Source organism: Rhodococcus sp. ABRD24 (assembly GCF_004328705.1).
GTDB lineage: Bacteria > Actinomycetota > Actinomycetes > Mycobacteriales > Mycobacteriaceae > Prescottella.
In genome coordinates this window covers 4,646,631-4,664,737 of sequence record NZ_CP035319.1, presented here as the reverse complement: position 1 = coordinate 4,664,737, position 18,107 = coordinate 4,646,631, and the positions used below count along the sequence as shown (strand labels likewise).

Genomic DNA, 18,107 nt, shown 5'->3' with positions numbered 1-18,107 from the left:
ATCGAGCGGCCGTGAGTGTGATGAAACGTTCCCGGGGTTCGTTCCCCGCGGTCAGCGGACCACGCGCAGTTGGTCGCTCGTTATGAGGTGGACTCCGTCTTCGGTCCACACATCGATGACCTCTCGGACCCAGCCGTCTCGCCCCGCCATCGTCGTTCTGGCGCGAACGAGCACCCAATCGAAGTCGACGGCCGGCACTTGCTCCGACATCGTCGCCGACATCGCGACGGTGGGCACCATTCTCAGTTCCGAGAGCACCGCCGAGAACGATGGCGCCAGTGCATCAGCGAGGAGTAGTACCCGCTCGTCGTTGTTCGCCAGGGAGTCCTTGAGACGGATCCATGCGCAGAGTTCCGGAGTGTCCGAGCCGCTGTAAGGGAGCGTGTCCGTCGCCGGTCGAATCTCCATTCGCTGCGAAATCGGCACGAACTCCGCGGGGATCTCGAACAGTTGAGCGTCGCTTCTTCCGACGATTGTGTCCGGCATGCTGGGTGTCAGCGGCGCGGCTCCAGTCCTGCTGGCAAGAACGAAGATCGAGGTCGCTTCGATCGCCAACTCGGCCCCGCTGATCGCGCTCCCCTTCACGATCGAGGCCTTCGAACCCGCTTTGACCAACTCCGAACTGAGGAGAAGAGGCCCGTCGGCAGGCCGAAGAAAGTTCGCGGTCATCCGAGCGAGTCTGCTGCCGGACGGCGCGTGCTGGCGCATCTCGCGCAGCAACATGGCCGCCGACAACCCGCCATGCAACCCACTGAAACCATGAAATGCACTGAGATCCAGCGCATCTGACATCATATCCGAGTCCATGAACTCGGCAATGGAAGTTACCACCTACATCCCCCCCTAGCGTCCCCATCCCTCCCTGCCTACGCAATAGCATAGCTAGATTTGGGTGAACTTGGGGCGAAATGTTCGAATAACTTGGCGTTACAGTTCTATTGCCACTCGATGACGCGATGGATGTAGCTGAAGTCCCCTCATGTCCCACGCCGCGAAGCGGTTGAGACTAGAGACGTTCGATGACGGTTCCGGTGGCCAACGCCCCGCCACAGCACATCGCAATCAGCGCGGTCGTTGCGTCGCGACGTTCGAGCTCGTGTAGTGCCGTGGTGATCAGACGAGAGCCGGTGCTGCCCACAGGGTGACCAAGAGCGATTGCGCCGCCATTGACATTGACCTTGTCCCAGTCTGCCTTGACGACGGCCTGCCATGACATCACGACGGACGCAAAGGCTTCATTCACTTCGAAAAGGTCGATGTCGTGAATCGACATCGATGCACGCTCGAGCACCCGCTCGGTGGCGGCACTCGGACCGTCCAGGTGGTAGTAGGGTTCCGCTCCAACCAATGCTTGGGAGACGATGCGTGCTCGGGGCTTCATCCCCAGTTCCGCGGCACGGTCGGAGTCCATCAGGAGGATCGCAGACGCGCCGTCGGAGATCTGAGACGAGCTGCCCGCGGTGTGCATGCCGCCCTCGATCACAGGCACGAGTCGCGCCAGCCCTTCAATCGAACTCTCCCTCGGACCTTGATCTCTGTGCACCACGTCCGTTTCGCCGGTGGGTGCCCCGCTGACCATCACGGGCGCCTTGACGGGAACGACCTCTCGATCGAATCGACCCTCCGACCAGGCCGTTAGCGCCTTCTGCTGAGAATGAAGAGCGAAGGCGTCGGTGTCGATGCGAGAGAACCCACGGCGGTGGGCAATACGTTCGGCCGCCTCGAACTGGGTCGGCATGTCGATCGTCCATGAGCTGGGCCGCGGGGAACCGAACTCTCCGTTTCCACGATTCGCCCCGAGGGGAACTCGGCTCATCGACTCCACCCCGCATGCGATACCCGCCGCGATCACGCCCGTCTCGATCAGGGCCGAGATGAGACCTGTTGCCTGCTGCGCGGATCCGCATTGCGAGTCGATCGTCGTCGCGCCCGCCCCCTGCGGTAACCCTGCATGCAGCCACGCGGTCCGGGTGATGTTCCCGGCCTGCTCGCCGGCCTGAGTCACATTGCCACCGATCACCTGCTCGACAAGCGCCGGATCGAGCGCTGACCGCTCGAGTAGCGCGGAAACCGTGCTGCCCAGAATCTCGGCTGGATGCAGGCCCGACAGCCAACCCCCACGCTTGCCGATTGGGCTACGAACGGCATCGACGATGACGGGAGTGCCCATGATGTGCTCCTCGGATGCGAGGCTCGGAAGACGAATGAGCCGACATGACGACAATGATCACTTCGCGTAAGCGAAACTAGAACATGTTCGACTCCCCTGGCAACCATCCTCCGAGAATTGCCTGCACTGCAAAGTAATTCGAAGGATTCGAACGCACATGGCGACGGTGAGTTCACCCCCCCGATCCGCGTGTGCCGGGGCTGAACCCTGACGGATTCTGCACTCGTCGGATCGACGTCGCAGTCGCACCTGCTACAACGCGCGACCACCTCGATCTGCTGCCCGCAGCCGTGCTCAACGATGACCGGCGGCTGGCCCACCAGCCACCGGTCGCGCCATAGTCGAGGTGCGGCCAACGCTGCATACAGGTCGCGTCCGGCGTCGGACAGGTGGTACTCATGCCGAATTGGACGTTGCAGGTATGCCTGGCGGTAAAGAACTCCAGATTGCTCGAGGGCACGCAGCCTGGTGGTGCGAACATCGCGGGTGCGCCTGTGTTGGCGGCAATCTCCCCGAATCGGTGGTGACCGAGGCTGATCTCCCGGATCGCGAGCAGTGACCATTGCTCACCAATCACCTTCAAGGCGTCAGCTATCGAGCATCGTCGGCGTGGCGTGCTCGCAGGCCGCCGCACGGGAACAGGGCCTGTTTCACTCTTCGCATTGGCCATACCTCGTATGGTTGCCATATCAAACTCACTCACGCTACGCTCCCGCCACTGCGGTTTGATGGTCCAACTGCAATGGCGTCCGACGGTGCCGATCACTTCCATGAACTTGGGCGTCAACAACTTTCAGGAAAAGCAACACACCCGGCAGGCCGGCAGATTTTGCACGGCGCCGTAGGTGCTTCCGATTCGAAAAGGGAGTGACCCATGACCTCCAGCGCATACGTGCTCGACGCGGTACGGACCCCCGTTGGCCGACGCGGCGGATCGCTCAGCGATGTGCATGCCGCAGATCTCGGAGCACACGTCCTGAAGGCCGTCCTCACGCGGGCTGACGTCGATCCAGCACTCGTCGAAGACGTCATCATGGGTTGTTGCGACACTCTAGGACCCCAATCGGGAAACATCGGTCGAACCAGCTGGCTCGCAGCGGGACTGCCCGATCACGTCCCTGGTGTCACCGTTGACCGTCAGTGCGGTTCGAGTCAGCAGGCCATCCACTTCGCGGTGCAAGGGGTGATGTCCGAAACTGCTGACCTCCTTGTGGCCGCTGGCGTGCAGAACATGAGCCAGATACCGATGAGCTCGGCAATGCTCGCCGGCCGGCAGTACGGCCACAGCGACCCATTCTCGGGTTCTCGAGGATGGCGAACTCGGTACGGTCACGCCGACGTCTCACAGTTCCGCAGCGCCGACATGATCGCCGACAAATGGTCGCAATCCCGCAGCGAGATGGAGCAATACGCCCTCGCCAGCAACGAAAAGGCTATTGAAGCAATCGATTCCGGGAGATTCGACGACGAAATCACACCACTACACGGCCTCGAGCGCGACGAATGCCCGCGGCGAGGAACCACCCTCGAGAAGATGGCGAAACTGCCCGCGCTCAGCGAAGGCTCGAAGATCACCGCGGCGCTCGCCAGCCAGAACGGCGATGGGGCAAGTGCGGTCATTCTCGCATCAGAGCGGTTCGTCGAAGCCCACGACCTACGGCCGCGAGCCACGATCCGCCACATCTCGGTACGCGCGGACGATCCCATCTGGATGCTCACGGGCCCGATTGCCGCGACACAACATGCTTTGACGAAGACTGGCCTGACAATCGAGGACATTGATCTGTTCGAGGTCAACGAAGCCTTCGCGAGTGTTGCGATGGCGTGGCTGGCCGAAACGGGTGCAGACCCGTCGAAGGTGAATGTCAATGGCGGCGGCATAGCGCTCGGCCACCCTCTCGGCGCGACCGGTGCCAAGCTCTTCACCACGCTGCTCCACGAACTCGAACGCCGAGGCGCACGCTACGGGCTGCAGACAATGTGTGAGGGCGGCGGAACAGCCAACGTTCTCATCGTCGAACGGCTCTGACAGCAGCCTCATCGTATGGACGCGCGCTGCCGGTCCTGCCGCACGGGCACCCTCGCCGAGCCGGGTGAAGGCCGTGCCGCTGTGGGTGACATTCGGCACCGACAGCGGCACGGCATCGCCGAGTGAGTTACAGCCGCTCGATGATGGTCGCGTTGGACAGACCGCCCGCTTCACACATCGTCTGCAAGGCGAATCTTCCCTCGCGCTCACGAAGTGCGTGAACCATCGTCGTCATCAGTCTGGCCCCGCTGGCGCCGAGGGGGTGGCCGAGTGCGATCGCACCACCGTGGACGTTGACCTTGCTCAGATCTGCACCGGTCTCTTCCGCCCAGGCCAGGACCACCGATGCGAACGCTTCGTTGACTTCGAAGAGGTCGATGTCGGAGATGGAGAGTCCGGCACGGGCAAGGACCTTCTGGGTCGCCGGGATTACCGCAGTCAGCATGTAGAGCGGGTCGTCGCCGGCGACCGCGAAACTGTGAAGCCGCGCTAGCGGGGTGAGTCCGAGCTGCCCAGCGCGCTCGCTGGTGGTGATCATCACGGCCGCGCTGCCGTCGTTGATCTGGCTTGCACTGCCGGCGGTAACGTTCCATCCGATCTGGGGGAACCGTCGTGCCATCGCCTCGTCGTAGTACGCCGACCGGAGCCCGGCCATTGTGTCGAGCGTGCTTCCCACCCGGATGCCTTCATCGCTGCTCAATCCGGCCACCGGACTGAGCTCGGCGTCGAACAGTCCGTTCTTGGTGGCTTCAGCGGCCTTGGCATGGCTTCCCAGCGCGAACTCGTCCATCTGGGTGCGAGTGAGACCCCATCGTGCGGCGATGAGTTCGGCGCTGATGCCCTGAGGAACCAGACCCTCCGGGTACCTCTCCGCGAAGGCGACGCCTGCAGGGTCGGTTGTACCGACCAGATTTGCGCCCATGGGGACCCTGCTCATGGACTCGACGCCAGTTGCGACCACGACATCGTAGGCGCCGGAGATGACTCCCTGGGCGGCGAAGTGGATCGCTTGCTGGCTGCTACCGCACTGGCGATCAACGGTGGTGGCGGGAACCGATTCGGGGAATCCGGCTGCCAATGTGGCTCGCCGTGTGAGGTTGGACCCCTGCTCACCGACTGCAGTGACGACGCCACCGATGACGTCATCGACAAGTGCGGCGTCGATCCCTGTTCGCTCGATGATCGTTCGGAGACTGTGTGCCATCAGGTCGACTGGATGAACGCTGTGCAGGGCCCCTGTTGCCTTTCCACGGCCGAGCGGGGTGCGGACAGCGTCGACGATTACGGCATCTCTCATGGTCTTCCTTCTTCCAGGTTCAGGGTTGAGTCGATCGGGTCCAGCGCGCCGGCGCTGGGGGTCAGTTGGTTGTCACCGAGGGGGTGTTCTCTGCTTCGGTCGATCCGGGAACGGGAGATGGGGCGACGGAACTGCGAGGGGTCAGCCCGAAAGCGACGACGGCGCTCAGCAGTCCTGTCGCTGCGACTGCCCACCAGGCTCGCTGAAAGGCCTCGTGCGCCGCGTCGAAGCCGATCGGACTGCCGATGAGGGCGATGAGTCCGCTGATACCGAGAACGGTGCCGATCTGGCGCGTCATGTTCACCACTGCACTACCGGTTGCAGCGCTGGTAGGCGGCAGCTGCGCGGTAGCGGACGACAGGATGGTCGGCAAGGTCAGGCCGACGCCGATACCGCTGAGGAGCCATCCTGGGAGCACCGCTGTGACATAGTCCGGCTGGGAATCGACGGACAGCAGGATCAGTACTGTCCCGGCTGCCCAGAGCACGCTGCCCGCGAAAGCGAGCGTGGAGGCCTTGAAGCGCTTGGTTAGGGCCTGTCCGACCATCGCGAAGATCGGCACCATGATCGGTCCTGGGGTGATCGCGAGTCCGGTCCTCACTGCGGAGTAATCCCACACTGTTTGCAGCCAGAGAACCAGGCCGAGGAGTCCTGCGGCAAAGCTCGCGCTGAACACCAGTGCACCAATGTTCGACCAGGTGAAGGTCCTCAACCTGAACAGGCTCGGATCTACCAGCGGCGATCGCCTGCGAGAGTTGTTGAGGAGGAATCCGATCGAAGCAACCACCGCGACGACGAAGGCTGCGATCACGCCGGAGCTGGTCCACCCCCAGTCGTGGCCCTGCACAATCGCGGTGGTCAGTGCGCCGATGCCGACCGCGAGCAACACTGCGCCGAACAGATCGAGTTTCGAATCCGCCCGCAGGGTTCGGCATTCGGCGAGAACACGCGTCCCGGCGATGAGAAGAACGATACCGAAAGGGATGTTGATCAAGAAGATCCACCGCCAGCTCACCTCGACGAGCAATCCGCCGACAACCGGACCGAATGCGGCAGCGGCGGCACCGCTGACCGCGGCCCAGATTCGAACGGAGATTGCGCGCTTCTCCAATGGCACGGAGTTGAGCAGCAAACCCAGACTTGTGGGGGTAAGAGCTGCGGCTCCGACTGCCTGTAGGAGGCGGAAGCCCACGAGCGCCCACAGCCCAGGGCTGACCGCGGCGGCAGCGCTCGCGACGGTGAACACCGCCAGACCCATCAGGAACACTCGCTTGTGTCCGACATTGTCCGCCCACCGACCGAGCGGGATCAACAGGGCTGCATAGACGATGGCGTAGCCGCTGAGTACCCAGCTCATGTCGGCGAGTGAGTGGCCCGGAAAGCTCGTGCCGATCTGATCGAAAGCGACATTTACGACGAACAGGTCGAGGCTCGCGAGAAACGGTGCGCCACAGAGGATTGTGAGCGTGGCCGCCGCAGAAGGTGGCCGTCTGGGCGTGACATCACTCTGACTATTAATGACCATATTCAGCACGTTAGGGGCTGGCTTCACTGTTGGCAAGTCAGTAGGCTGTAGGAATGGTGATGAAATTGGAAGGGGCGCTATCGGACCGCGAAGCTTGGGAAACTGGCGACCACTGTTCGATCGGCCGCGCCATGGAGGTCGTCGGTACACGTTCGGCGATTCTTCTGTTGCGTGAGGCCTACTACGGCACTACGCGATTCGACGATTTCGCGCATCGGGTCGGCATAACCGACGCCGTCGCCTCGGCGCGTCTCAAGGACCTGGTGCAGGCAGGACTGCTGACCAAGAGTCCGTACCGCGTACCAGGGCAACGCACCCGGTACGAGTATGTGCTGACTGAAATGGGTCGTGATCTACTTCCCGCGGTGATCGCCTTGATGCAGTGGGGTGACAAGTACTTGCACGATGACGGTGGCCCGCTACGCATCGTCGAGGAAGCTACTGGGGCGCCGGTCCGCGTCCAGTTGGTGAGCGAATCGGGTGCCGAAGTCGGCCTCGACGGACTTCGGGTACGCCTGAACCGAGATTCGGTCAAGGCAGGGATCGACTCACGGTCACGGAGGGGCAAGCGCGCCCCGTGAATGCGCTCCGGCGAGGACCACCCACAGTGATCTGATGTGAGTCGGGCGTGCCCGCCGCACGAATCGATTCACCGGTATGAATTCTCTCGCCGGCTCGGTGCCGACCGGGAGCACCTCTCACTGATCGCGGAGCGGGTGCCATTTCCAAGGACGAGTACCCTCTCCCCCGCCGGCTGCGGTCTACTAGGGCCGCATCTCGTAGGCACCGTCGTACGCGACGACCTGCTCCCAGACCCGCCCGAAGCGACCGGCGTCGACGGCGGGCTTACGGATCGCGGCCATCGCCCACTCCTGCTGCGCCGGCGTCGACGATGGCTTGCCGTACAGCGCAACCGCATGCGCCGAGAAGTCGCGGATCTGGAAGTCGAAGATCTGCTCGAGTAGATCCCGGTCCAGGCCCGCGATGTCGGCCTGCTCGAGGATCAACTGGCCATAGATCACCAGCTCGAACAGGTGCCCGATCGTGAGCAGGAAGTCCAGATCCTCACGTTGAGCCTCGTCCGGACCGGCGGTGGCGATCAGCTCCCGTAACGCGAGGGCCTGCTCGAGGAACCGCGCGACGTTCAGGACATCGGCGAACGCCTCATATGCCCGCGTCCAGTCGTGAAACTGCACCTTCCCCGCACCACGAGTTGGGCCTTGTGCCCAGAAGAACTCGTCGTCGGTGGGATCGGTGCGAGTCCCGACGTCCGGATACGACGCCGGATTGAACAGATAGTTCGGCATGAACTTCAGGATCAACCCGACGTTGACGTGCACAGTGCCCTCGAGTTTCGGCAACGTGCCGATCATCTCCGCCGCTTCCCTGAAATACGTGTCCTTCTCGTAGCCTTTGGCGGCGATCACATCGTGCAGCAGCGTCACCACGGCCTCCCCCTCCGAGGTGACCTTGGCCTTCGTCATCGGGTTGAACAGCAGGTAGCGGCGATCCTCCGGGCCTGCACTGCGAAAGTAGTCCACTGCGCGGGCGCTGAACAGTTTCATCGCGACCAGCCGGGAGTAGGCGTCGACGAAAGCAGCCCGCACATGCGGGAATTCGGTGACCCGCTTGCCGTACAGAACCCTGTTGTGCGCGTGGGTGATCGCTTCGTAGAAAGCGTGCTCGCAGATGCCGATCGAGGCGGTGCACAGGTTGAACTTCCCGACGTTGACCGTATTGAGCGCCGCCGAGAACGCGTCCGGCCCGGTGTGCAGGATGTCCCGGTCTCGGACCGGATAATCCCGCAACGCGAACGTGCTCACATACATCTGACCGTGCACGACGTTGTCGAGCAGGCGGTAGTGCAGGTTGCGGCTGTCCGCGACGAAGAACACGTACCCGTCGGCCCCCTCGACGTCGGTGCGGCGTCCGAACACCGACACCATGCCCGCCACGTTGCCGTTTCCGATGTAGTACTTGGTTCCGTTCGCCCGGAACGCCACACCACCGTCCTGCACGGAGGTGAGCAGCATGTCGGTGGAGTACACGTCCGCGCCGTGCTCCCGCTCGGATAGCCCGAATGCCATCACCCCGCCGGCCTCGAGTTGCTCGGCGGCGTGCCGGCGGGCGCTCGCGTTCTCGCTCATCCAGATCGGGCCGAGCCCCAGCACCGTGACCTGCCACAGATACCAGTACGCGAGGCCGTAGAAGCCGAGAATCTCGCTGAGTGCGGCGTTGCGGGCAGCATCCCAACGCTTGTTCGGATCCCCGCCAGACTCTGCGGCCGGGGTCAGGAACGTGGCGAACAGTTTCTCCCGTCCGACGAAGTCGAGGAAGTCACCCGCCCAGACCGCATGCAGGTCGTCCTGAAGCAGCCGGCGTTTACCGCGATTCTCGAACCAGTCGACGGTCGCGCGCAGCAGCCGCCGCGTGTTCGGATCGAGGTCCTTCGGGTCGTAGTCGTGCGGATTCAAGAGCAGCTCGCCCACCGTGATCACCCTCCGCGGAATGGATCCAGCACCCTGACAGGGGCATGTAGTCCACTCTCCCCGAGACCAGCCCCGCGCGCGGACTTTCTCGACAAGCAACTTGCCACGGGGCGCGCCCGGCCTTGTGTCGCAGGTCACTCGGCGCTAACGTTTGGGACAGAGAGACAGTTTTGTTCCACCGTCCCAAGGCAGACAGGAACGATCGATGCCGCTCGATTTCGACGCCGCCATCCGCGAGGCGGTCCCCATGCCCGTCGAAGCAGTCGCCACCTCTGAGGGGCCGCGGCTGGGCCCCGATTCGCTGATCTGGAAGTACTACGGCGACGTGCGCGGCCTGCTCGGCTTCCAGCGCCTGGCCGGCACCGAGAACTGCATCGAGCAGCTCGGGAAAGCAGTCGAGGACCACTCGGTGATCTTCTCGGACACGCTCGGCCGGGCACGCCGCAGCGGGCCGCCGATCATGAAGACCGTCTACAGCGACGACCCACAACAGTGGGGGCGCACGGTCCGCGACTTCCACAACCCGATCAAGGGCACGATCAGCGACGGCTCGCGGTACCACGCGCTCAACCCGGAGCTCTTCTACTGGGCGCACGCCACCTTCGTCGACCAGGTCCTCTACGTCACCGACACCTTCATCCGACGACTTTCGTACGAGGAGAAGGCGCGGATCTTCGAAGAGAGCAAAATCTGGTTCCAGCTCTACGGGGTGAGTGATCGGAGTCAGCCGCAGACCTACGAGGACTTCCTCGACTACTGGGCGCAGATGCTCGACCGGTTCGTGCCGACTCCGACAATCCTCTACGCCACCGGATACATCCGCCAGGGCGTGCCCGGCCCGCGGGCGATTCCGCGTCCGGTGTGGAACGTGCTGTCCGCTCCGATCAACGCCTTCATGCGCACCGTCGTCGTCGGCACGCTGCCTCCGCAGATGCGTGAAGTGTGCGGTCTCGAATGGAATCCGAAGAAGGAGAGCCGGTTCCAGCGCTTCGCCGCCTTCTCGCGTCGCATCAACCCGCTCGTCAACCGGCTTCCACTTCGCGTGCTGTACCTGCCCTGGGCATACCACGCCTGGCGCCGGGTCGGGATCGATCCCCGACCACTGATGAACTGCCTGGGCTCATCCGCCCCCGCTCGCTAGGAGATACCGTGCGTACCAAGCAGTTGGCACCACCACCGGCCGGCAGCGGCCTCCGCCCGATCCACGGCACTGGAGATCCGGGAGTCCTCGAACTCCTGCGGTTCTTCCGCAACCCGATCCGGCTGGTGGCCCAGCGTCGGGAGGCCTTCGGGGACATGACCTACATCAATGCGTTCGGACAGAAGTTCGCGGTCCCGCTCACCGCCGACGGCACCGAGTCGGTCGCCGCGAACCGGCAGAAAGCGCTGGCCGCCGAGCCTGCGTGGGGGTTCCTGATCGGGCCGTTCTTCCGCCGCGGGATCCTGTTGATGGACTTCGAGGAACATCGACACCACCGGCTGATCCTGCAGCAGGCCTTCAACAACAAGCACCTGCGCGGCTACCTCGACGACATGCAGCCGATGCTGCGCGACGGCGTCCGGAGCCTGCCCGTCGGCGAGAACATCCTGATCCTGGACCGGTTCAAGGAACTGACCCTCGATCTGGCGCTGGAGATCTTCATGGGGCTGGATCTGCCGCGCGCGGAGGCGGATCGGATCAACAAGGCATTCATCGACTGTGTCAACGCCGGGATGTCCCTCGTCCGCAGGAACATCCCCGGAACCAAGTGGTCCCGCGGCCTGGCCGGACGGGCCGTGCTCGAGGAGTTCTTCCGCGAGCAACTACCAGCCAAGCGCGCCACCGAGACCCCGGACCTGTTCTCCGTGCTGTGCCGGGCGCGGTCCGAGGAGGGTCACACCTTCTCCGACGAGGACGTGGTGAACCACATGATCTTCGTCCTGATGGCGGCACACGACACCTCCACCATCACTCTCACCACGATGGCGTACTACCTTGCCCTGCACCCGGAGTGGCAGGAGAGGGCCCGCGCCCAGTCCCGCGAGCTGCCGCGTGACATCACCTACGACAACCTGGCCGAGTTCACGGTGCTCGACGCCGTCATAAAGGAATCGCTGCGGCTGAACTCGCCGGTGCCCGGCCTCGCCCGACGAGCCCTGGAGGACACCGAGATCGACGGCCACTTCGTCCCGAAGGGCACCTATGTCAGTGCGATCGGCATGGTCAACCACCACAACCCCGCGTTGTGGACGGATCCTGAACGCTTCGACCCGGACCGCTTCTCCCCCGCACGCGCCGAGGACAGGTCACACCGATACGCGTGGATGCCGTTCGGCGGCGGGGTGCACAAGTGCATCGGCCTCTACTTCGCCCAGATGGAGATCAAGACGATCATGCACAATCTCCTGCTCGAGTACGAGTGGTCCGTGCCCGACGGCTACACCTGGAGGCTCGACAACACCACACTGCCGGTTCCCAAGGACCATCTCCCGGTGACGCTGCGAGCGATCTGACGATGGATATGCTGACCGGTGATGACCACGCGCCGCGCTCCCACCACACTGCCCGCCACCACCGCGGAGCAGACGATGCTCGACGCCGCGCGGGACGAGTTCGAGCGCTACGGGATTCGGCGCACCAACATGGACGACATCGCGAAGCGAGCGGGGATCAGCCGCAGCACCCTTTACCGACGGTTCCCGAACAAGGACGCACTGGTCGAGGTGCTCATCCTGCGCGAGGCGGGGCTGTTCTTCGATCAACTCGACGCCCTGGCCCAGGACCTCGACCCGGCGCAGGCCGTCGTCGAGTGCTTTACCCGGGGAATCCAACTGACCCACGAGATCCCGCTGATCGGGCGGATCCTCGAGAGCGAGCCGGAGCTGATGGTCGCAGTGACCGCGCGCACCGACGGCGCACCGATCGCCGTCACCGCCGCCCGGGTTGCCGCCGCGCTGCGACACAGCGGTGCCTCGATGCCGGAGGACGATCTGCTTGCGGCGTCCGAAATCCTCATCCGCATCGCGATGTCGCTGATGCTGCACCCGCACGGGCAGTTGGACACGACCGATCCCGCCGCGGCACGCCGCTACGCCGAGAGATACCTCACCCGACTGGTGTGGTGACCTCGTTCCGCACGAGCGCGGGTGCGCCGTGCTGAGCGCCCTGCATGAAGAGCTGCTGGCGCAGCTCCCCGCATCCGACGAGTTCTCTTGCGCTACGGCGCCCTTCACCGGCGAACCGCTCCCCTCCGTTCCGCAGACCTCTGCCGAGGCGGTCGCCGCCGTGGCCGCAGCCGGGCGGTCCGCGCAGCCCGCCTGGGCGGCGCGGCCGGTCCGGGACCGGGAAGCTGTCGTGGCCCGCTTCGCCAGGCTGCTCGTCGACCACCACGACCGCCTGTGCGACTTCATGCAGTGGGAGACCGGCAAGGCCCGCGTGCATGCCGCTGTCGAAGTGCAGGGCGTCGTCGCCACCGCCCTGCACTACGCCGCCCACAGCGCCCGCTATCTGCGCGAATGTCGTGTCCGGGGCGCGGTGCCGGGACTGGTCTCGGCCCGCGTCGGCTACCGGCCGAAGGGCCTGGTCGGGGTGATCGCACCGTGGAACTACCCGCTCTTCCTGGCCGTCGGCGACGTGATCCCGGCCGTGCTCGCCGGTAATGCGGTACTCAGCAAGGCCGACTCGCAGACCCCGCTCACGCTGCTCTACGCCCGCCACCTGGCAGTGCGGGCCGGAATACCAGACGCATTGTGGCAGGTAGTGACTGGGCCCGGCAGCCGGATCGGACCCGCGGTCGTGGACGCGGTGGATTACCTGAGCTTCACTGGTTCCACGAGGACCGGCCGTGAGATCTCGCGGCGCTGCGCGGACAGACTGATTGGAGCCTCGCTCGAATTGGGTGGGAAGAACCCGATGATCGTCTGCGCCGACGCAGACATCAGGGCGGCCACTCGCGGCGCCGTACAGGCGGTATTCTCGAATGCCGGGCAGATGTGCATCGGCATCGAGCGGATCTATGTGCACGAGAGCATATTCGACCGATTCGTGCGCGAACTTGTCACCCGCACCGAGCAGCTTCGGGTCGGCGCCGGGTACGGCTACGACGTCGACATGGGATCGCTGACTTCCCGCCGGCAGCTCGAGACTACAGAGAAGCACATCGCGGACGCTCTGGCGAGAGGCGCCACCGCCATGACCGGGGGCCGGGCGCGTCCAGATCTGGGGCCGCTGTTCCACGAACCGACCGTGCTCACCGGCGTGACCGCAGAGATGGCAATCTATGCCGAGGAGACCTTCGGTCCGGTGGTCTCCGTCTACCGGGTGGCCTCCGACGCGGAGGCGGTACGCCGGGCCAACGAGGGCGAGTACGGCCTGAGTGCGAGCGTGTGGACCCGGGATCTGCGCCGCGGACGCCGGATCGCCGCCGAGGTGGTGGCGGGTTCGGTGAACGTCAACGACGGCTACCTGTCCGCGATCGCGTCTCTGGGAGCCCCGATGGGCGGCATGAGGTCGAGCGGCACCGGGCGCCGGCACGGCCGCGAGGGAATCCTCCGCTACACCGAACCCCAGACGGTCACCACCCAACGGATTCCGACCGCCTATCCCGACCGACTTCGCGGCACCCTGCTGGCCGCGATGAACGCCGGCACCCGCGCGCTACTCGGAGCGCGGCACCGATCCTGAGGGGGGCTGTTCCAGAGGAGAGCCAACAGTGAGAAGAATCGACATCACAGGTCGCGTCGTCGTGGTAACCGGCGGGGCGCGGGGCATCGGCCGGGCGACCGCCGCCGCCCTACGCGACTCCGGCGCTCTCGTCGCGATCGGCGACATCGACGAGACCGAGGTGCGCCGCACAGCCGACGCCATCGGAGTTTTCGGCACGGTCCTCGACGTCACCGATCCTCGGTCGGTCGAATCCTTCCTGACGGGTGTCCAAGCGGCTCTCGGCACGCCGTGGGGCTGGATCAACAACGCCGGCGTCATGCCGCTCGGTCCACTGCTCGAGCAGGACGATGCGACGATCGACACCGTGGTGGACGTCAACCTGCGCGGAGTGCTGCACGGAACCCGCGCAGCTGGACGGGTGATGATGGCATCCGGCGGCGGCCGGATCGTCAACATCGCATCCATAGCAGGGTGTGTCGCGGTGCCGGGCATGGCCGTCTACAACGCCACCAAGGCCGGGGTCCTGTGTTTCGGAGACGCGGCCGACGCCGAATTGGCGGCCCATGGGGTAAGAGTCAGCACTGTGCTGCCGACGTTCACAAGCACTGGACTGCTCGCCGGCACCCATCCCGGACCGTTGATCGCGCCGATCACGCCGGAGCAAGTAGCGCATACCGTGGTGCAGATCCTGCGGACAGGTCGACGCCGGGCGGTCGTGCCGAGGCGCCTGTCCGGGACGCTGCTGTGGCCGCTGTTCCCCCGACCAGTCGCCCGCCTGCTACGTCGAACAACCGGTCTCGATCGGGTGTTCCTGGACGTCGACGCCGGACGCGCCGACTACGACGCCCGGATCCAGCGCTGACCCGACCGGACCCGTCAGCGCGGCAAGTGAATTGGCGAAATCACCCGCGCGCTGTTCGCCGGTGCAACAAGGTCACGATAAGACTCGGCAAGCCGTTGACCAGTGCGAGCACTGCCACAACCACGGCGATGCTCACACCCGGCGATGTCGACATCGCATCGCCGAAGGCCAGCGCGCCGATGATGCTCAGTATCCATCCCGCAGTCTGCAAGCCGCGCGTCCACTGAGACAGCCACGCAGCGAATCGGCCACTGGCAGCCGACATTGAATGGCGGTCGTTCTGACGGGCCGAAACCCACGCGCCCAGAAGATGAAACGCGACGCCGAGCAGTACCGCGCACGCTCCGATCAGCACGATGCCCCCTTCGGTTGTCAGCCAACTGAATGTATACGAGCGCGCGGTTTTGGTCTCGGATCTTCTGTCCTTCCGGGACGGCCGCAGCGATCGGTCCTGAACGACCTCGGGAGATCGGTCTCGCAGGTTCCGTCAATTCGAGGAGTTCGCGTCGAGAACGTCTCGATGGTTCAAAGGGGAAGGGAGAGGAACGATCACCTTCGCGATCATCCCTACGGCGTCGCAGGCGCCGGCACCGGGCTTACCACCGATGGTGATTCCGATCGACACTGCTGACGCTGTCTCGGTGACTGCTGGCCGCGCTCCATTCCGGCAGCCCCGACATAACTGTGACAGCAACGGTGCGATCATCGAGGACTTCGTACCCTTCCCATACAACCGCATAGGGGGAATCGAGGTCGTCGCGGAGATCAAGGGCGTGCTTCGGACCCTGTTGCCTCATGTCAAGATGCCCGCGAAGCGTGATTCGTTGCCTCATTTGTGGATGTCCGCGAGGGAGTGGTGGCGGATCCGGGCTTCTTCGTCGGTGTTCGTTTACTGGTGGCGAGGGTGATCAACTCGGCGGTAAGGGCCTGGATCTGTCGTTGGACCGCCGCGGGATTGACGCTCGCGTAGGCCGCATCGAGAGCGTCCTTCGTGTCGGCGGTCACCGCGGGGTGAGCGCTCGCACGCCGGTGTGGAGTGGTCGCGGTGTCGTACTTCTTGGTCACCTTCGCGCCGTCCCGAACCTTGGAGATCAGCTTCTGCTGCGGCGAGAAGAAGTTCGTCATATTCGATTGCAGAACCCAAATCTTGTTGAGTAACAAAAGTTCCGCAGGAGTGTCGTAGCGAAGATAGCCGACAACGGTACGCACGATGGCCCAGTTCTTCTGCTCGACGTGCGCACCATCATTCGAGTTCCCCGGCCGCGAGCGGGTGAACGTGATCTCCCGCCGTTCACACCACGCCAGCAGATGATGGTCGATGAACTCGCTGCCGTTGTCGGAGTCCACACCGAGCAGCGGGAACGGCAACACCCCGGCGATCTCGTCGAGCGCCGCGACCACCCACTTGAGGGCCTTGTTCGGCACCGACCGGTTCTCCGTCCACCCGGTGGCGATATCGGTCACCGTCAACGTGTACGCATGCTCACCGACCGCGTTCCCGCCCTCGTGACCGACCAGATCGATCTCCACGAACCCCGGCACCGCATCGTCCCACTGCGCCCACGTCCGGATCGGTATCTGCGACTTGAGCAGCGATCCCGGCTTCGTGTGCGAGCGACCCTTGAGTTCGAGCGACTTGCGCTGCGGGGCCAGCCGCCGATCCACGGTCGCCGCCGACATCCGCACCAGCAACGCCGCGGTGTCGTCGTCGATGTCGAGTTCCCCGAACCGCCGCAACACCGGAACCAGCTCCGGCAGGATCGGGACAAGACGCTTCCCTGCCGGCATGCCGAGCACCGCCCAACAGAATGTCAGTGCTGCAACAACTTCCGAACCATACTTGACCGGACATGGAGCCCGCGGACGCACCACCCGCGGCATCAGAGCAGACCGCAACATCCTGCGGGCATGATCACGATGCCACCCCGTCGTCGCGCACAACTCGTCGAGAATCCGGGACTTCCCCGACCTGTCGGCCCGGGCATATCGGGTCGCGATCGCCCTCGTCACAGACTTACGTTCCGCCATAGACAGTCCCATCACCCGGCCCTACCGCCCCCACCGGCATCGACCGGACCGACACGCCGCTACGCGGGCATTCTCGGATGAGTCAACGATGGGACCTACGCGGGCATCTTTGATGAGTCAACGCGCGGACTTGACGAAGTCGCTTCCCCGGAGGATAGGATGACCGTGGCCGGCTCGAATGGCGCATTCCCGCATGCTGCGAGGGCTGTCACGGCCATCACGATCCACACCGAGTGCGCCCGACGGATCACCTCGCACCGCCACGTTGCTTCGGGTGAACTTCGGCGATCAGTGGCGCGAATGCCGAAACATCGCCTTCCCCGCATCCACCGGAAGTCGTTGCACTCATTCGTTTCTCGCGTCGAGGGCCGCGTCGACCAGATCGACAGCAGCCTTCAGCCCGAGACCTGGGTGTCGTTCCCTCACCGCCCTTATCGCCGAAACCCTGTTCGGAGTCGAAGCGATCGCAGCTTCCACGTCTGCAGTTGAGACCGTGTCCGGCGCCACGACCGGCAGAGCCGGTGTGCCCACGCGTCGGCGGATCACGTTCACGCATTGCCAGCTAGTGCCGATCACGACGAACACCCACAGCCCCAGCGAGAACCAGTTCCACGCAGATGGCGTCATCACGACAACGTTGACGAACTGTCCGCCCAGATAGAGCCACAGCGCCAACATGACGAACGGAGCCCCCGCCTCCAGCTTCGACGCCGCGCCGTGCCACCACATCGACCTCATGGAACCGCCCCCTCTACCGGCGCCAGGAACACCGTGCACACGTATGTCACCACAGCACACACCACCGAGATCCCAGGAACCCACTGCCACCCGCTGAGAACGACGCCCCGGGCATCGCGGAAGCCAGCACGCTCCACACGAAGAACCCCGCCACCAACGTCGCTCCGCCAAGCTCGGCACGCACGCTCTCGACCCCCGCCGCGGCAGCGCCTACTCCGGACGCAATACCGATCTCCCGCGTAGCCCACCCCATACATGCAGCTGAACACACCCACAGCCCGACAGGATGCAGGGGGCACGTCGCGAGAGATGCGGGCGTCCGGC

At 64.5% G+C, this 18,107-nt stretch carries 16 protein-coding genes; 7 read left to right on the top strand and 9 right to left on the bottom strand.

Annotated features, from left to right (window positions below; translation table 11 throughout):
• Positions 1–51: 51 nt before the first annotated feature.
• Together ERC79_RS20855 and ERC79_RS20850 are read right to left on the bottom strand one after the other, a co-directional pair.
• Positions 52–831: a thioesterase family protein gene (locus tag ERC79_RS20855; RefSeq protein WP_131580272.1), complete on the bottom strand. Its 780-nt coding sequence runs from the start codon at positions 829–831 to the stop codon at positions 52–54.
• Between the two features lie 175 nt (positions 832–1,006).
• Positions 1,007–2,170, bottom strand: a complete 1,164-nt coding sequence (locus tag ERC79_RS20850; RefSeq protein ID WP_131580271.1) for a steroid 3-ketoacyl-CoA thiolase — start codon at positions 2,168–2,170, stop codon at positions 1,007–1,009.
• A gap of 874 nt (positions 2,171–3,044) precedes the next feature.
• Between ERC79_RS20850 and ERC79_RS20840 the strand changes: the two genes are divergently transcribed.
• On the top strand, positions 3,045–4,199 hold the full coding sequence (locus tag ERC79_RS20840) for an acetyl-CoA C-acetyltransferase (RefSeq protein ID WP_131580270.1): 1,155 nt from the start codon (positions 3,045–3,047) through the stop codon (positions 4,197–4,199).
• 127 nt (positions 4,200–4,326) lie between these two features.
• Here ERC79_RS20840 and ERC79_RS20835 read toward each other — a convergent pair whose 3' ends face one another.
• Positions 4,327–5,496 carry a thiolase family protein gene (locus tag ERC79_RS20835; protein WP_131580269.1) on the bottom strand — a complete coding sequence of 390 codons (1,170 nt, stop codon included), beginning with the start codon at positions 5,494–5,496 and terminating at the stop codon, positions 4,327–4,329.
• A gap of 61 nt (positions 5,497–5,557) precedes the next feature.
• On the bottom strand, positions 5,558–7,021 hold the full coding sequence (locus tag ERC79_RS20830) for an MFS transporter (RefSeq protein WP_131581399.1): 1,464 nt from the start codon (positions 7,019–7,021) through the stop codon (positions 5,558–5,560).
• A gap of 53 nt (positions 7,022–7,074) precedes the next feature.
• On the opposite strand from ERC79_RS20830, the gene ERC79_RS20825 reads away from it, so the two are divergent.
• Positions 7,075–7,602, top strand: coding sequence for a helix-turn-helix domain-containing protein (locus ERC79_RS20825; RefSeq protein ID WP_131580268.1), 528 nt, complete (start codon positions 7,075–7,077; stop codon positions 7,600–7,602).
• 183 nt (positions 7,603–7,785) lie between these two features.
• On the opposite strand, the gene ERC79_RS20820 is transcribed toward ERC79_RS20825, so the two are convergent.
• The gene (locus ERC79_RS20820) at positions 7,786–9,510 is read right to left on the bottom strand and encodes an acyl-CoA dehydrogenase family protein (protein ID WP_131580267.1); all 1,725 of its coding nucleotides are present in this window, start codon (positions 9,508–9,510) and stop codon (positions 7,786–7,788) included.
• Positions 9,511–9,715: 205 nt separating this feature from the next.
• Here ERC79_RS20820 and ERC79_RS20815 point away from each other — a divergent pair, with 205 nt between their 5' ends.
• Genes ERC79_RS20815 through ERC79_RS20795 form a run of 5 tightly spaced genes read left to right on the top strand, consistent with a single transcriptional unit; the run spans position 9,716 to position 15,017 of the window.
• The gene (locus ERC79_RS20815; RefSeq protein ID WP_131580266.1) at positions 9,716–10,651 is read left to right on the top strand and encodes an oxygenase MpaB family protein; all 936 of its coding nucleotides are present in this window, start codon (positions 9,716–9,718) and stop codon (positions 10,649–10,651) included.
• Positions 10,652–10,659: 8 nt separating this feature from the next.
• Positions 10,660–12,003 carry a cytochrome P450 gene (locus ERC79_RS20810; protein WP_131580265.1) on the top strand — a complete coding sequence of 448 codons (1,344 nt, stop codon included), beginning with the start codon at positions 10,660–10,662 and terminating at the stop codon, positions 12,001–12,003.
• Positions 12,004–12,024: 21 nt separating this feature from the next.
• Entirely contained in the window at positions 12,025–12,615 is a 591-nt protein-coding gene (locus tag ERC79_RS20805) for a TetR/AcrR family transcriptional regulator (RefSeq protein ID WP_131580264.1), read from the top strand.
• Positions 12,616–12,643: 28 nt separating this feature from the next.
• Complete coding sequence (locus ERC79_RS20800) at positions 12,644–14,173, top strand: succinic semialdehyde dehydrogenase (protein ID WP_131580263.1); 1,530 nt, start codon at positions 12,644–12,646, stop codon at positions 14,171–14,173.
• A gap of 28 nt (positions 14,174–14,201) precedes the next feature.
• Positions 14,202–15,017 (top strand): SDR family NAD(P)-dependent oxidoreductase, encoded by an 816-nt coding sequence (locus tag ERC79_RS20795; protein ID WP_131580262.1) that lies wholly within the window; start codon positions 14,202–14,204, stop codon positions 15,015–15,017.
• A 40-nt stretch (positions 15,018–15,057) separates the two neighbouring features.
• On the opposite strand, the gene ERC79_RS20790 is transcribed toward ERC79_RS20795, so the two are convergent.
• The 4 genes from ERC79_RS20790 to ERC79_RS20775 all read right to left on the bottom strand — a co-directional run bounded on the left by ERC79_RS20790 (position 15,058) and on the right by ERC79_RS20775 (position 18,036).
• A complete protein-coding gene (locus tag ERC79_RS20790; RefSeq protein WP_131580261.1) occupies positions 15,058–15,372 on the bottom strand; it encodes a hypothetical protein in 315 nt (104 codons plus the stop codon).
• 443 nt (positions 15,373–15,815) lie between these two features.
• Positions 15,816–17,057, bottom strand: a complete 1,242-nt coding sequence (locus ERC79_RS20785; RefSeq protein WP_242676667.1) for a transposase family protein — start codon at positions 17,055–17,057, stop codon at positions 15,816–15,818.
• 333 nt (positions 17,058–17,390) lie between these two features.
• A complete protein-coding gene (locus ERC79_RS20780; protein ID WP_131580260.1) occupies positions 17,391–17,783 on the bottom strand; it encodes a hypothetical protein in 393 nt (130 codons plus the stop codon).
• Between the two features lie 46 nt (positions 17,784–17,829).
• Entirely contained in the window at positions 17,830–18,036 is a 207-nt protein-coding gene (locus ERC79_RS20775) for a hypothetical protein (RefSeq protein ID WP_131580259.1), read from the bottom strand.
• Between the last annotated feature and the right edge of the window lie 71 nt (positions 18,037–18,107).

Bases quoted from the DNA above. Each gene is read 5' to 3' on its own strand.
- ERC79_RS20850 (WP_131580271.1), bottom strand. From the start codon at position 2,170: ATGGGCACTCCCGTCATCGTCGATGCCGTTCGTAGCCCAATCGGCAAG.
- ERC79_RS20840 (WP_131580270.1), top strand. From the start codon at position 3,045: ATGACCTCCAGCGCATACGTGCTCGACGCGGTACGGACCCCCGTTGGC.
- ERC79_RS20835 (WP_131580269.1), bottom strand. From the start codon at position 5,496: ATGAGAGATGCCGTAATCGTCGACGCTGTCCGCACCCCGCTCGGCCGT.
- ERC79_RS20830 (WP_131581399.1), bottom strand. From the start codon at position 7,021: ATGGTCATTAATAGTCAGAGTGATGTCACGCCCAGACGGCCACCTTCT.
- ERC79_RS20825 (WP_131580268.1), top strand. From the start codon at position 7,075: ATGGTGATGAAATTGGAAGGGGCGCTATCGGACCGCGAAGCTTGGGAA.
- ERC79_RS20815 (WP_131580266.1), top strand. From the start codon at position 9,716: ATGCCGCTCGATTTCGACGCCGCCATCCGCGAGGCGGTCCCCATGCCC.
- ERC79_RS20805 (WP_131580264.1), top strand. From the start codon at position 12,025: ATGACCACGCGCCGCGCTCCCACCACACTGCCCGCCACCACCGCGGAG.
- ERC79_RS20785 (WP_242676667.1), bottom strand. From the start codon at position 17,057: ATGGGACTGTCTATGGCGGAACGTAAGTCTGTGACGAGGGCGATCGCG.
- ERC79_RS20780 (WP_131580260.1), bottom strand. From the start codon at position 17,783: ATGAGGTCGATGTGGTGGCACGGCGCGGCGTCGAAGCTGGAGGCGGGG.
- ERC79_RS20775 (WP_131580259.1), bottom strand. From the start codon at position 18,036: ATGGGGTGGGCTACGCGGGAGATCGGTATTGCGTCCGGAGTAGGCGCT.